Source organism: Thiocystis violascens DSM 198 (assembly GCF_000227745.2).
GTDB lineage: Bacteria > Pseudomonadota > Gammaproteobacteria > Chromatiales > Chromatiaceae > Chromatium > Chromatium violascens.
On record NC_018012.1, the window covers coordinates 1956205 to 1969566 of the forward strand.

Sequence of the window (13362 nt, forward strand, 5' to 3'; positions counted from 1 at the left end):
CAGAAGGAAAACACCATGAGCACGATCGTCATCGACACGCTTCGCGAATCGGAATTGAGACTGGAAGTCCGCATTGCCGAGGCCAAAACGGAATTGACCCGTTGGGTCATCGGCGCGGGCGTCCTGCAAACCACCGTGATTATTGGCGTCCTGATGAAAGTGGCGAAGATGGTTTAGGTGGTGTCCGCAAAATCTTGTCCAGAAATCCCGCTTCCACGCATTTAGGAAACCACCATGTCACGTCTCTTCTTTCTCCAGGGCAAACGCGGCGAGTATCTCGTCGTGATCCAATTCGTGCTCTTCTTCGTCTTTGTGATGATGCCCGCCTGGAACCCGCTCGCGACGCCGGCCCTGCTCGACACCCTGGCCATTCCGCGCGGAATCGCACTCGTCCTGCTAGGACTCTTTGCGCTGCTGCTCGGCGGTCTGGGCTCGGTCCACATCCGGGACTATCTCACTCCCCTGCCCTATCCAGTCGACCACAGTCAACTGGTCCAGCATGGTGTCTATAATTGGGTTCGGCATCCGCTCTACGCCAGCCAACTCTTCGCCGCCCTGGGCTGGACACTCTACAGCCTGAGCCTCACGCATCTGCTGATTCTGGTCATCGGCTTTTTCTTTTTCGATTACAAGGCGGGAAAGGAAGAAGGCTGGCTCACGGAACGTCATCCCGAGTATGCGGACTATGCGCGGCGGGTGCGTAAGTTCATTCCCTTTGTCTATTGATCCGCGATGAACGACTCGATGCAAGCCGCCGACCAGGAAAGTCGACTCCTGTCCATCCTGCAAGCCTTCGCGCGCGAGTCGCGACTGCCGGAGCCGCCCGAGGGAATCGGCCTGGACACCCGGCTGGAAACGGACCTGGGGCTCGACAGTCTGAGCCGCTCGGAACTGATCGCGCGGGTCGAGGCCGGTCTCGGCGTCCATCTTCGGGATGAGGCGCTGCTGGCCGCGACGGCGCGCGATCTGCTCGGTCTGGCGCGCGCTGGCGCGGGTTTGACGGGCACGGTCGCGGCCGCGCCGACCATGACGACGCGTCGCGGCGCGGGCATTCCAACCGAAGCGCTCACCCTGCCAGACGCGCTCCTCTGGCACGGGGAGCGGCACGGTTCCCGGATTCACATTACCTATTACGACAGCGACGACCAAGCACATCCCATCACCTATGCCGACCTGATCAAGGGCGCCTCGCAAGTGGCGGGGCGTTTGAAACAGGCGGGTCTGAGCGTCGGCGGAACGGTGGCGATCATGCTGCCCACGGGACCGGAGTATTTCTTCGGTTTCTTCGGCATCCTGGCCGCCGGCGGCGTGCCAGTGCCCATTTATCCGCCCGCGCGGCCCCAGCAGATCGAGGACCATCTGCGCCGACACGCACGGATCCTCGACAACGCGGGCACAACGATCTTGATCACGGTGCCGGAGGCGCGCGCGGTTGCCCGGCTCCTGCGGCTCCAGGTTGCCTCCCTGCGCGAGATCATCACCCTGGAAGGACTCGACGCGGAGGCGCCGGAGACGAACTGGGCGCGCCCCGACCCGCAAGACATCGCCTTCCTGCAATACACCTCGGGCAGTACCGGCGATCCCAAGGGCGTGGTGCTCTCCCACGCGGATCTGCTGGCCAACATCCGCGCCATGGGCGAGGCGGTCGCGATCGGCCCGGACGATGTCTTCGTCAGTTGGCTACCGCTCTATCACGACATGGGGCTGATCGGGGCCTGGCTCGGCAGTCTCTATTTCGGCATTCCGCTGATCTCGATGTCGCCCCTGGCCTTTCTGGCGCGTCCGCGGCGCTGGCTGCAGGCGATTCACCGACATCGCGGCACCCTCTCGGCAGCACCCAACTTTGCCTACGAACTCTGTCTGGCGCGTCTCTCCGATGCGCAACTGGATGGGCTGGATCTTGGCAGTTGGCGGCGCGCCTTCAATGGCGCCGAGCCGGTCAGCGCCCAGACCCTGCGCCGTTTCGCCGAGCGTTTCGCACCCTATGGGCTGCGGCCCGATGCGCTGGCGCCCGTCTATGGTCTGGCGGAGGCGGCGGTTGGGCTGGCCTTTCCACCGGCGGATCTCGGTCCACGCATCGACTGTATCGACCGCGCCCGTTTCGCCAGTTCCGGTTATGCCCTGCCGGTTGGGTGCGACGATCCGGAGGCGATGGACGTCGTCGCCTGCGGACGAGCGTTGCCAGGCTATCGGGTTCGTATCGTCGATGAAACAGGCGGCGAGCGGCCCGAGCGCCATGAGGGACTGCTTCAGTTTCAGGGACCGTCCGCGACCCGTGGCTATTATCGCAATCCGGAAGCCACCGCGCGGCTGATCCGCGACGGCTGGCACGAGACCGGCGACCGCGCCTATCTGGCCGGCGGCGACATCCATCTGACCGGACGGGTCAAGGATCTGATCATCCGCGGCGGGCGCAATCTCTATCCCTACGAGGTCGAACAGGCCTTGGGCGAGTTGCCGGGCGTGCGCAAGGGCTGCGTCGTCGCCTTTGCCGCGCTGGACCCGAAACAGGGCAGCGAACGGCTGGTGATCGTGGCCGAAAGCAAGGAACGCGACCCCGCGCGACGCCGGGCGCTGATGCAACGAATGCGCGAACGCGCGACCGACATCCTCGGTCTGCCGCCCGACGAGATCGTGCTGGCCCCACCGCGCTCGGTGCTCAAGACCTCCAGCGGCAAACTGCGCCGTGGTGACATGCGCGCGCGCTATCTCGCCGGCAACCTCCTGGAGGGACCGTCCCGCCCGCTCTGGCAACTCGTGCGGGTGGGCGGCTCGGCGTTCATGAGCCGACTGCGGCGTTTGCCCGGAACCCTCTATGCCGGTTACGCCTGGACGATCTTTTATCTCATCGCCCCCTGGTTCTGGATCGCCACCATGCTCGCCCCGCGTCTGCACTGGCGCTGGACGCTGTTGCGATTCGGGATCCGACTGCTGCGCCGACTGGCGTTCGTCCGCCTGACGGTCATGGGCCGGGAACACATCCCACCGCCGGGCAGCCCCTATGTCCTGGTCGCCAATCATCAAAGTTATCTGGATGCGCTCGCGCTCATCGAAACCTTCGAGCAACCCATCCGCTTCGTCGCCAAACGCGAGCTCATGCGCAACCCGCTGGTCGGACGCTTTCTGGCACGCATGGGCACTTTTTTCGTCGACCGCTTCGACCTCCAGCGCAGCGGTTCGGAGTCCGCGCGGATCGGCGAGGCGCTGGCGCACGGCGCAACCCTCGGATTTTTCCCGGAAGGCACCTTTCGCGAACAGCCGGGGCTGTTGCCCTTCCGCATGGGCGCCTTCGCGGCAGCGGCCCAGGCGGGGGTGCCGGTGGTTCCCGTCACGCTCGTCGGCACACGGGAACTCATGCCAGGCGATCGTTTCAAACCGCGACCGGGACAGGCCCAGGCGGTCATCGGCCCGCCGCTGATGCCCGCGGGCAACGACTGGGGGTCAGCCGTCGAACTGCGGGATGCGGCAAGGGCGGAGATCGCCGAACAACTGGAAAGACACGAACGCACGCGGCTTCTTTAGCAAGTGACAGATCGACTTCAAACCAGTTAAAGTTCGCTGTTAACGGCCAGATTCATCACGGCCAACCCGCTCTGGTCGCCATGACGAGGTAGCGAGAAATGAGAAACGACACTGGACGCCCCCTGTCCGAGGAAATCACCGTCGCCGGTTCGGCGCTGGTGGATAAGGTCAAGGATCTGGTCCTGAAGGGGAATGTCCGGCGCCTCATCGTGCGCCGGCCAAATGGCAAGGTGCTGGTCGATATTCCGCTCACCGCGGGAGTCGGTGTCGCTGGCGTGCTCACGCTGCTCGCCCCGATGCTTACCGCGCTCGCTGCCATGGGCGCGCTGTTCGCCCAGTTCCGCATCGAGATCGAGCGCGACCTTAACGCCTCATCCGAACAGACCGACTTCGACCGCAAGGATCGCGATCGGTAACGACACGACCAGATTCCATCCCGCACACCATCCCTTACCACAGCAGCACGAGAGTCAAGATGCAGCAAGTCAAGAAGACCGCCGAATACACCATTTTCCAGAAGAAATCCGGACGCTACGCCGTGATGGCGCGCAAAAGCAGAAAGCCGATCAATGGCGAGGAGAAACAGAACATCCTCGTGGCCGAGGAATTGATCAAACTGCCCGACCCCAAGGTCGTCTCCGCCGAACCCGAAGCCGAGTCCACCGGCGAGGAAGCCGCCACGGACTGATCCGACCCGCTCCGGATGCGGTTCGCGTCGTTTTCCACCGATCCGAACCGCGTGCCGATCAAGCGTGATCGGAGACAGGGTTCGGAACGGTCGCGTTCGATGCCTGTCGTACCGTCGGTCCGACGCAAACAGACCATCACGGTCTGTCCCGTCAGGACGGGAAAGCGTGAGAAAACAGGCCGATTACCGAGACTTCGGCGCGGCTGGATACCTTGGTCTTGCGCTTCGGACATTTTTTACAGCGCTTCTGATCAAGGTACTTCTTGCAGCATTTATCGGATTTTTTGCTCATCTCGAACCTCGTGCGCCGGCAATTCAGGCCGCGCTCGCGGTCGATGCGGTTCCCGCCGCAGATCCCATCTGTTTCGCGAGGCTCGCTAGCTCGTTATCGATCATCAAAAGCGACTGTCCCTGATCGCCGAAGAGACGCGCCCGGCCCAGGATGTCCTTGACCGTCGCCTCTTCCTCGATCTGCTCGGTGACGAACCACTGGAAAAAGATGTGGGTCGCATGATCCTTTTGCGCCAAGGCGAAATCGACGATGTCGTTAATCGCGGCAGTCACCTCACGCTCATGCGCGAGCGTGCTCTCGAACATCTTGAGAACCGCCGTCTCCACCGTCGCGGGCGCGGCGACCTCGCCCAATCGCACGGGCGAATCCTGATCGATCAGGTAGCGATACATTTTCAACGCATGCGTCAGCTCCTCGCCGTATTTGGCAAAGAACCAGGCCGCCACGCCCTTCAGGTTCATGCCTTCCGCCTGCGCCGAAAGCCCCAGATAGAAGTGCGCGGAATACATCTCACGGTTGATCTGGGTGTTGATGCGCGTTGCCATCTCTTCGGAAATCATCGATTCAGGCTCCTGGCCGTCGAGCGGATAAGCAGACGGTCCACCGTTTGAGGTTGCGGTAAAACCTATAAACTTGTCGCCAATCCAGCAAAATTCAAGCGGGGTTCATGGGTCGGCATTGGATGCCGTCGCTTTCGGTATAATCGGCGCTTTCCAGAAAACCTCGTGCCCGCGCCTACGCTCCGCACCGATACCCCGCGCACGACGCACGCAACCCATCCAGTCATGACAGAGACCGACCATGTCCAGCGCCCCCAGTAAAACGCTCGAAATCTTTCCCAACCCGCAAACCGAGCGCGATTATACCGTCCGCATCCGGGTGCCCGAGTTCACCTGTCTGTGCCCCAAGACCGGCCAGCCCGATTTCGCGGAACTGACCCTGGAGTACGTCCCCGATCGGGTCTGCGTCGAACTGAAATCGCTCAAGACCTATGTCTGGTCCTATCGCGACGAGGGCGCGTTCCATGAAGCCGTCACCAACCGAATCCTGACCGATCTGATCGAGGCGGTCGAACCGCGCTTCATGCGCCTGACCGCCGATTTCAACGTCCGTGGCGGGATCTACACAACCGTGGTGGCCGAACATCGCGCCGCTGGTTGGCAGCCACCGGTTCCGGTGCAGCTTCCCTGATCGGGATCGAGTTGCCTGGCGAAACGTCGCAACACTCGAAGGATTGCCGCAGTGACGGTTTTCGGCAGACTCTAAGGCTTCAACACCCCGCTACGCGCCAGCAAAAGCTGGGTGAGCAGCGCCACCGGCCGACCCGTCCCGCCCTTTTCCTTCCCGCCGACCCAGGCCACGCCCGCGATGTCCAGATGCGCCCAGGGATAGTCCTTGGTGTAGCGCGCCAAAAAACAGGCGGCGGTGATGGCCCCGGCCTCGCGGCCGCCGACATTGGCCATGTCGGCGAAGTTGCTGTCGAGCTGCTGCTGATAGTCCTCCCACAGCGGCAGGCGCCAAGCCCGATCACCAACCGCTTCGCCGGCTTGCTGGATCTCCGCGGCCAGTTGGTCGTCCGCAGTGAACAGCCCGGCGGCATGCTTGCCTAGCGCGATCACGCAGGCACCGGTCAGGGTGGCGAGGTCGATGACCAGGGCGGGATCGAAACGCTTGCAGTAGGTCAGCGCGTCGCAGAGGATCAGACGGCCCTCTGCGTCGGTATTTAGAATCTCGATGGTCTGCCCGGACATGCTGGTGACGATGTCGCCCGGCTTGTTGGCGTCGCCATCCGGCAGATTCTCGGACGCGGGCACCACGCCCACCAGATTGATGGGCAGGCCCAGTTCGCAGACGGCGCGCATGGTGCCGATGACGCTGGCGCCGCCGCACATGTCGTATTTCATCTCGTCCATCTCGGCGGCGGGTTTGATCGAGATCCCGCCGGCGTCGAAGGTCAGACCCTTGCCGACGAGCATGATCGGCTTGGCGTCAGCCTTGCCGCCCCGGTACTCCATCACAATCAGTTTGGCCGGTTGGCGGCTGCCGCGCGAGACCGACAGCAGCGCGCCCATTTTCAATTCCGCCATGGCGTCCTCGTCGAGCACCTCGACCTTGAGCGCGTCGCAACGACCGCCCAGTTCCACCGCCTGATCGGCCAGATAGGTGGGCGTGCAGAGGTTGCCCGGCAGGTTGCCCAGTTCTCGGGCCAGGTTGACGCCCGACGCCATGGCCGCGCCATGCCTGATGGCGTGTTCGGCAATGGCTAGATCCGGTTCGCTCGACACCCATAGCGTCAGTTGTCCGAGCGGTGTCTTGGGCGCCTTTTTATCTTCCTTGGTCCGGGTGTAACGATAGACCCTGTCCTCGGCTGTCATCACCGCATCGCGGATGGCCGCGTAGAGATCCATGCCCGCCGGAAGCGTCGCCGGGAACGCCAGCATGGCCTCGCCCGCCTGGGTTTGCTGGAGATAGGCGACGGCGGCGGCAAGCGTCTTGCGATAGTTGTTGCGGTTGAACTCTTGGGGTTTGCCGAAATCGATCAGCAGCACCCGCTCGGCGACGAGACCAGGGAGGTCGTAGAGCATCAGGGTTCGACCGGCCTCGCCGTCGAGATCGCCCTTTTTCCACAGCTCGCTCAGCCGACCGCCGCTGGCGCGATCCATGGCCGCGGCGGGGCCGGCAAGCGGCTGTTGCTCGAAGACGCCAAGGATGAGGCAAGGCGTTTTTTGGGTGGCGAGGTCGCCGGTTTTCATCGTGAATTCCATCGTAGGGCTCCTGACGAGGTGTGACCAGTGTGGGATCAGCCTGAAGTGGCTGACTGGCTAATGATAGGATGAAGTTCATAGAGTCTATCGAATGACGGGGCCTGGTCGTCGTGAAAATCCTCGATCGTTATCTTGCCTGGGCGGTGATTGGCGGCACCCTGCTGACGCTGGGCGTCCTGCTGCCGCTGCTGGGTGTCGTCATTCTCGCCGACGAACTCGACGCGATCGGCGTCGAACGCTACGGTCTGGCGGAAGCCCTCTTGTTCATGCTCCTGAGTCTGCCCCGTTACGCCTATCAGATCTTCCCGATCGCGACCCTGATCGGCGCGCTGATCGGGTTGGGCTCGCTGGCGAGTCGCTCGGAACTGGTCGCCATGCGCGCCGCCGGCATCTCGGTGTGGCGGATCGTGCGCGCGGGCCTGCTGGGCGGTCTGCTGCTGGCCATGATTGCCGTCCTGCTCGGCGAGGTCGTGGCCCCGCTGGCAGAACAACGCGGGGTGGAACTGCGCCGGCAGGCGCTGTCGGGCAACGTGGCCCAGCGAACCCCCGACGGTTTCTGGGCGATCGACGACGGATCCTATGTGAATATCCGCGAGATCCGCTCCGGAACCAGCCTGCGCGACATCTTCATCTATCGCGTGGATCCCGCCCAGGGCACCCTGATCGCGACCCACGCGGCCGGCGCCCGCTATCGGGACGGGCAATGGATGCTGGAAGAGATCGCGCGCAGCCGCGTCAGCGCGGCGGGCGTCGAGGTCGAGCGGATCGCCCGGGCCGGCTGGGACTCGATGCTGGATCCGGGGCTGCTCAAGGTCGTGGTCGCCGATCCGCACGCGCTCCCCGTGTGGGGACTCTACAAATACATCCGCTTCATGTCGATCAACAAACAGGACTCCGGGGTTTACGAAGTAGCCTTCTGGGGCAAGGTCGTCCATCCGGTGCTGACCCTATCGATGATCCTGATCGCGACCCCCTTGCTGCTCGGCTCCTCGCGCAGCACCGGAATGGGTCGGCGCATCCTGGTCGGCGTGCTGATCGGCATTCTCTATTATCTGGTCAGCCGTACCTTTGCCTATCTGGCACTCCTGTTCGGAATGAATCCGTTCCTCGCGGCCATTGCGCCGCCCCTGCTGTTCATTTCCGGAGCGCTGCTGTTGCTGAGACGGGTGGGATGAAAGCAGGCTAAGCGTGATGACAGGATTTGCCATAAAACCTGATGTTGTCCAGCAATGGCGCCAACCCGACCGTTTGCTCGCGATGCTCGCAAACATCAGGTTACGCCAGCAGACGGCGCACCACGACCCCCGCCAGCATGAGCCCGAACAGCGACGGCAGATAACTCAGGGTGCCATTGACCGCGCGTGGCCGGCCCCGATCAGTCGCCTCGGGGGACAAGGCTGGCATGGGCGACTCGTCGGACCAGACCACGGTGACGCCGCGTCCGATGCCGCGCCGGCGCAGACGACTGCGAACCTCGCGCGCCAGCGGGCAGACCTGGGTGTCCATCAGGTCGCCAACCTGGACGCGGGTCGGATCGAGTCGTCCGCCGGCGCCCATACTGCTGACGATGGGAACGCCCAGACGCACGGCGGTTTCGATCAGCGCGAGCTTGCTGTTGAGGCTGTCGATGGCATCGGCCACCTGATCGAACCCGCCGCCCAGAACCGACTCCATCCCCTCCGCTGGCAGGAATTCCTCGATCAGGGTCAGCCGGCAGACCGGATTGATGTCGGCGATCCGCTCGGCCATGACTTCGGTCTTGCGCCGTCCGACCGTGGATGCCAGGGCGACCAGTTGACGGTTCAGATTCGAGGGCGCCACCCGGTCATGATCGGCGAGCGTCAGCGCCCCGATGCCGGCGCGGGCCAGCGCCTCGGCGGCAAAGGAGCCGACCCCGCCCAGTCCGGCGATCAGCACATGGCTCGCGCGCAGTCTTGCCACTCCGTCGTCGCCGACCAGGATGCGGGTGCGCTCCCAGAGATGGGCGTCGGCGGGCAATTCAGGATTCATGGAAGATTCAGAACCGCGCGGGCATTGGCCGTGGTGAGGGCGGCCAGATCGCCGGGGTCGGCGTCGCGGACGCGGGCGAGCGCCGCGAGCACGTCCGTCAGATATTCCGGGCTGTTGCGTTCGCCCCGATGCGCGGCGACCGTCAAGTCGGGGGCATCCGTCTCCAGCACGATGGATTCCAACGGGATCTGGGCGGCCAGACGCCGGAGCCGGGTAGAGCGCTCGAAGGTCAGCATGCCGCCGAAGCCGAGTTTGAACCCCAGATCCCGATACTGTTGCGCCTGTTGCAGGCTGCCGTTGAAGGCATGGGCGACCCCGCCGACCACCGGGAGACGGCGCAAGGTGGTCAGCACCTCGTCGTGGGCCTTGCGGACATGCAGCAGCACCGGCAGACCCGCGCTCCGGGCGATCTCCAACTGGGCCTCGAACAATGCCTGCTGGCGCGCGGGATCCAACTCGCGGACAACATAATCGAGCCCGATCTCACCGATCGCCACGGGCCGGGCGTCCGCCACCGCCCGCTCCAGGGCGGCGATGTCCGTCTCGCGATGTTGGTCCAGATAGACCGGATGCAGCCCCAGCGCCGGATAGAGCGCCGGGCCGAGCGTCGATCCGTCGGTACACAGCGCGAGCAGACCCGACCAGCCATCGGCATGAATCGCCGGAATGACGATCCCCACCAGGCCCGCCGCCCCGCTGCGCTGTCTGACCGCCGCACGGTCGGCGGCGAATTCCGGCACATCCAGATGACAGTGGGTGTCGATCAATTCCATCGTGAGCCGGACTCAAGCACCGGCCGCGGTCTTCTGATCGCGCACATAGAGCGCCTTGTTCGGCCCCCGCCCGACCGGGCGTTCTTCCAGATCGAACAGTTGCATCGCCTTGAGCAGACCGCTTAGCTTGGCGTATCCGTAATTGCGCGAGTCGAACTCCGGGCTGCGCTTGGCGATGGCCGTGCCGACCATGCCGAGTCCGGCCCAGCCGGTATCGTCGGCGGCGCTGTCGACCGCGTTGCGCAGCAGGGTGACGAGCTTGGGATCGCGCTTGAGTTCCTTGCCGCTCTTGCGGGTGGTGGCGTCGCCACCGGCGTCCTCGCGCAGCACCTCGGTATAGACGAATTTATCGCAGGCGGCGACGAAGGGCTCGGGCGTCTTCTGCTCGCCGAAGCCGTAGACCGTCATGCCGGACTCGCGCAGCCGCGAGGCGAGGCGCGTAAAATCGCTGTCGCTGGAGACGATGCAGAAACCGTCGAAGTTGCGCGAGTAAAGCAGGTCCATGGCATCGATCATCATGGCCCCATCGGTCGCGTTCTTGCCCTTGGTATAGCGGAACTGCTGCATGGGCTGGATCGAATGGCGCAGCAGCGTGTCTTTCCAGGAGCCCAGATTGGGCAGGGTCCAGTCGCCATAGATGCGCTTGGCATGGGCGGTGCCGTATTTGGCGATCTCAGCCAGGAGTCCCTCGACAATGCTCGCCTGAGCATTATCGGCGTCGATCAGAACCGCGAGCTTGAGATTGATGGGGTCGGACATGGACGCGCTCCCTTACCACATAAGATCGTCGGGAACCTGAAAGTCGGCATAGGGATCGTCGGCATCCGGCTGCGCCGTCGGCTGGTTGAAGACCAGCACCAGGCTGGCGTCGCGGGCGCGCACCCGTTCGACAATCTCGGCGGGAATGACCTCGTAGAAGGTATCCTGACGCACCACCGCCAACCGCCCAGCGACCAGTTTGGCGTGTTGTTCCTTGTTGACATAGATGCGCTTGAGCGTCGCCCCATCGGTAAAGTTGTAGACCAGCTCGCCGCCGTCGCGAACAACCCGGTTGGCATGGATCAACTGACGGATCTCGTTTTCGGCGGCATGCAGCGCCGCCTCCTCCTGACGCTGGCGATTGAGTTCGCGGTCGCGCTCGGCCTTCTCGACGCGCGCCCGTTCGGCCGCCTGACGCGCCTCGGCGTCGACTTGAGGACCGCGTTTTCCGGCCTGCTTGCCTTGTTTGTGTTGCGTCGAACGCGACTGCTTGAGCTTGTGCTGATCGACCAGGCCGGCCTTGAGGAGCTGGTCTTGAAGTGAATTACCCACGGTGAGGTGCTCCAGGATGGGATTTTGGTTGATAACGAATCGAGAATAATCGATTGTTAGAGCATCCGACAGGCGCGGCCTTGACGCAAGCCCGGCCGCACCGACTCACCGCCCTTTGCCGATCCGCCAGGCGGTCTCGGCCAGCGTCGGGAGTCATACAATTCTGTCGCCATACGCCCGGCATGGTTACAATCGCGGATCCCGATGTGTCCATCCTCAACCTCAAGCCATTCTCTTGGAGTGCCATTCCATGCCCCGTCCTATTCTGTTCCTCGCGCTTTCTTTTTTCATGGTTCTGCCGACGCTTGCGGCCAACAATGGCAGCGTCGGCTACGTCGACATGCAGAAAGTTCTGGAGCAAAGCAAGCTCGGCCAGCGTTTACAAGAACAATTGCGCAAAGAGTTCGAACCGAAAGCCAGACAGTTCGCGGAAGACGAAAAGCAGATCCAGACCATGCAACAATCGCTGGAGCGCGATAAGGCGCTGATGAGCAAAGACCAGCTCGCCAAGAAGGAAAAGGAGATCCAGGCGCTGATCGAGAACTATCAGAAAAAAACGCTGCCAATTCAGCAGGAACTGATGAAAGTGCAGCAAGAAAAAGGTCGGGAAATCGTCGTCCCCGCGCGCGAGGCAGTCAACGCCGTGGCGAAACAAAAAAAGCTTGGTATGGTGGTGGAACGCGGCCTGTCGGGCCTACTCTACCTCGATGATTCACTAGAGATCACCGCCGATGTGATCAAGGAAATGGATGCCAAGACGAAATAAGGTTCAGGCAAGACCGGGGCAATGCGCACACAGCGCATGTCCCCCAGGGATACGGTACGCACCCGACCTGCCTTTTACTACTCCATCATGTCATTGATGACATTCTTGAACCAGCTATGGGCATAGCTCACCTCTCGCCGGCGGATCTCCGGACTCGCATTCGCGGGCGAGACGCCGCCGGAACCGGGGATCGACTCGATGGTGTTGGTCTCACCGTTCAGACGGTAGACCGCGGCCACGGAGATGCCGAAGTCTTCGCCGACGACGCTGTAGCAGGTGTTGACGAAGGTTGGGTCATCCGGTTCCTTGCCTTGAAAACCGGCGACGATGGCGGCGGCGGCGACCTTGGCCTGAGAGTTGGCCGCGTAGGCGGATTTCGGCATGGTGGCGGCGCTGGAGGCGTCGCCGAGCACATAGATGCCTTTGTGGCGGCTGGACTCGAAGGTGCGTTTGTCCACCGGGCACCAGTCGCCGTCCACCAGATCGGCGGCAAAGGCGATGGCGCCCGCTTTCTGTGGCGGGATGATGTTGACCACGTCGCCCTGAAATTCCTCGACCAATCCGGTCAGTGTGCGGGTACTCGGATCCAGCGCTTCCACCGCGCCACCTCCCGCCGCGCCGACCCACTGGATCAGGCTGTTGTCGGTGCCGTAGCCATAGAGTTTGGTCCAGCCCTCGATGTAAAGGGCTTGCTTGGAGAAGGCGTCCTTCGCATCGAGGATGGTGATTTTGGCCCTCGGCTTGTGGTGCTTGCAGTAGTGGGCGATCTGCGAGGCGCGCTCATAGGGGCCGGGTGGACATTTGAAGGGATCGGCTGGGGCGACGATGATCACATGCCCGCCTTCGGGCATGGACTCGATCTGGTTGCGCAGCAGTTGGGTCTGCGGTCCGGCGTTCCAGGCATGGGGAATCGCTTCGTTCGCGACCTGCTCGTCGTAACCCTCGATGGCCCCCCACTTGAAGCCGATGCCGGGAGAGACGACGCAGGCGTCGTAGTCGAAGGCGCGGCCTCCAGCGGTCTGGACCTGCCTGCTCTGCGGGTCGATGCCGACGACCGTATCCTGAGACGGCAGTCCGGCATAGGAGAAGCCGAGCAGCAGTTGAGCCAGCACGGCCAGCACCACCAGCCAGTGCAGGGTCTGCTGCACGGCGCCCCACTGTCAGCGACGGTCCGCACGCGCGCAAACGCTGGCGGATCGCGGTCTCCGTGATCCGCTCTGAGGTTCCCCGCCGTC

At 63.4% G+C, this 13362-nt stretch carries 16 protein-coding genes; 8 read left to right on the plus strand and 8 right to left on the minus strand.

The genetic code is table 11. From position 1 onward, the window contains the following. Positions 1-15: 15 nt before the first annotated feature. The 5 genes from THIVI_RS24635 (at position 16) to THIVI_RS08725 (ending at position 4210) form a co-directional block, all read left to right on the plus strand. A complete protein-coding gene (locus tag THIVI_RS24635) occupies positions 16-177 on the plus strand; it encodes a hypothetical protein (protein ID WP_014778229.1) in 162 nt (53 codons plus the stop codon). Between the two features lie 57 nt (positions 178-234). Continuing rightward, the gene (locus tag THIVI_RS08710; RefSeq protein ID WP_014778230.1) at positions 235-726 is read left to right on the plus strand and encodes a methyltransferase family protein; all 492 of its coding nucleotides are present in this window, start codon (positions 235-237) and stop codon (positions 724-726) included. A 6-nt stretch (positions 727-732) separates the two neighbouring features. After that, positions 733-3522, plus strand: coding sequence for a 1-acylglycerol-3-phosphate O-acyltransferase (locus THIVI_RS08715; protein ID WP_014778231.1), 2790 nt, complete (start codon positions 733-735; stop codon positions 3520-3522). 98 nt (positions 3523-3620) lie between these two features. Then, positions 3621-3938 (plus strand): DUF4342 domain-containing protein, encoded by a 318-nt coding sequence (locus tag THIVI_RS08720; protein WP_014778232.1) that lies wholly within the window; start codon positions 3621-3623, stop codon positions 3936-3938. A gap of 59 nt (positions 3939-3997) precedes the next feature. Beyond that, on the plus strand, positions 3998-4210 hold the full coding sequence (locus THIVI_RS08725; protein WP_014778233.1) for a hypothetical protein: 213 nt from the start codon (positions 3998-4000) through the stop codon (positions 4208-4210). 151 nt (positions 4211-4361) lie between these two features. On the opposite strand, the gene THIVI_RS24640 is transcribed toward THIVI_RS08725, so the two are convergent. Beyond that, positions 4362-4502: a hypothetical protein gene (locus tag THIVI_RS24640; RefSeq protein ID WP_014778234.1), complete on the minus strand. Its 141-nt coding sequence runs from the start codon at positions 4500-4502 to the stop codon at positions 4362-4364. 23 nt (positions 4503-4525) lie between these two features. Further along, positions 4526-5062, minus strand: a complete 537-nt coding sequence (locus tag THIVI_RS08730) for a ferritin (RefSeq protein ID WP_014778235.1) — start codon at positions 5060-5062, stop codon at positions 4526-4528. A 241-nt stretch (positions 5063-5303) separates the two neighbouring features. On the opposite strand from THIVI_RS08730, the gene queF reads away from it, so the two are divergent. Continuing rightward, positions 5304-5693 (plus strand): preQ(1) synthase, encoded by a 390-nt coding sequence (gene queF / locus THIVI_RS08735; RefSeq protein WP_014778236.1) that lies wholly within the window; start codon positions 5304-5306, stop codon positions 5691-5693. A gap of 71 nt (positions 5694-5764) precedes the next feature. Here queF and THIVI_RS08740 read toward each other — a convergent pair whose 3' ends face one another. After that, positions 5765-7267 (minus strand): leucyl aminopeptidase, encoded by a 1503-nt coding sequence (locus THIVI_RS08740; protein WP_014778237.1) that lies wholly within the window; start codon positions 7265-7267, stop codon positions 5765-5767. 110 nt (positions 7268-7377) lie between these two features. Here THIVI_RS08740 and lptG point away from each other — a divergent pair, with 110 nt between their 5' ends. Then, positions 7378-8442 (plus strand): LPS export ABC transporter permease LptG, encoded by a 1065-nt coding sequence (gene lptG, locus THIVI_RS08745; protein ID WP_014778238.1) that lies wholly within the window; start codon positions 7378-7380, stop codon positions 8440-8442. A gap of 100 nt (positions 8443-8542) precedes the next feature. On the opposite strand, the gene THIVI_RS08750 is transcribed toward lptG, so the two are convergent. The 4 genes from THIVI_RS08750 to THIVI_RS08765 are packed head-to-tail and all read right to left on the minus strand — an operon-like array spanning position 8543 to position 11361. Continuing rightward, complete coding sequence (locus THIVI_RS08750; protein WP_014778239.1) at positions 8543-9277, minus strand: tRNA threonylcarbamoyladenosine dehydratase; 735 nt, start codon at positions 9275-9277, stop codon at positions 8543-8545. Next, a complete protein-coding gene (locus THIVI_RS08755; protein WP_014778240.1) occupies positions 9274-10050 on the minus strand; it encodes a TatD family hydrolase in 777 nt (258 codons plus the stop codon). The genes THIVI_RS08750 and THIVI_RS08755 overlap by 4 nt, the downstream gene beginning before the upstream one ends. A gap of 12 nt (positions 10051-10062) precedes the next feature. Continuing rightward, complete coding sequence (locus THIVI_RS08760) at positions 10063-10809, minus strand: NYN domain-containing protein (RefSeq protein ID WP_014778241.1); 747 nt, start codon at positions 10807-10809, stop codon at positions 10063-10065. Positions 10810-10821: 12 nt separating this feature from the next. After that, positions 10822-11361: a DUF2058 domain-containing protein gene (locus THIVI_RS08765; protein ID WP_014778242.1), complete on the minus strand. Its 540-nt coding sequence runs from the start codon at positions 11359-11361 to the stop codon at positions 10822-10824. A gap of 250 nt (positions 11362-11611) precedes the next feature. On the opposite strand from THIVI_RS08765, the gene THIVI_RS08770 reads away from it, so the two are divergent. Continuing rightward, on the plus strand, positions 11612-12127 hold the full coding sequence (locus tag THIVI_RS08770) for an OmpH/Skp family outer membrane protein (protein ID WP_014778243.1): 516 nt from the start codon (positions 11612-11614) through the stop codon (positions 12125-12127). A gap of 77 nt (positions 12128-12204) precedes the next feature. Here THIVI_RS08770 and THIVI_RS08775 read toward each other — a convergent pair whose 3' ends face one another. Further along, positions 12205-13275 (minus strand): NAD(P)/FAD-dependent oxidoreductase, encoded by a 1071-nt coding sequence (locus THIVI_RS08775; RefSeq protein WP_014778244.1) that lies wholly within the window; start codon positions 13273-13275, stop codon positions 12205-12207. Positions 13276-13362: the final 87 nt, after the last annotated feature.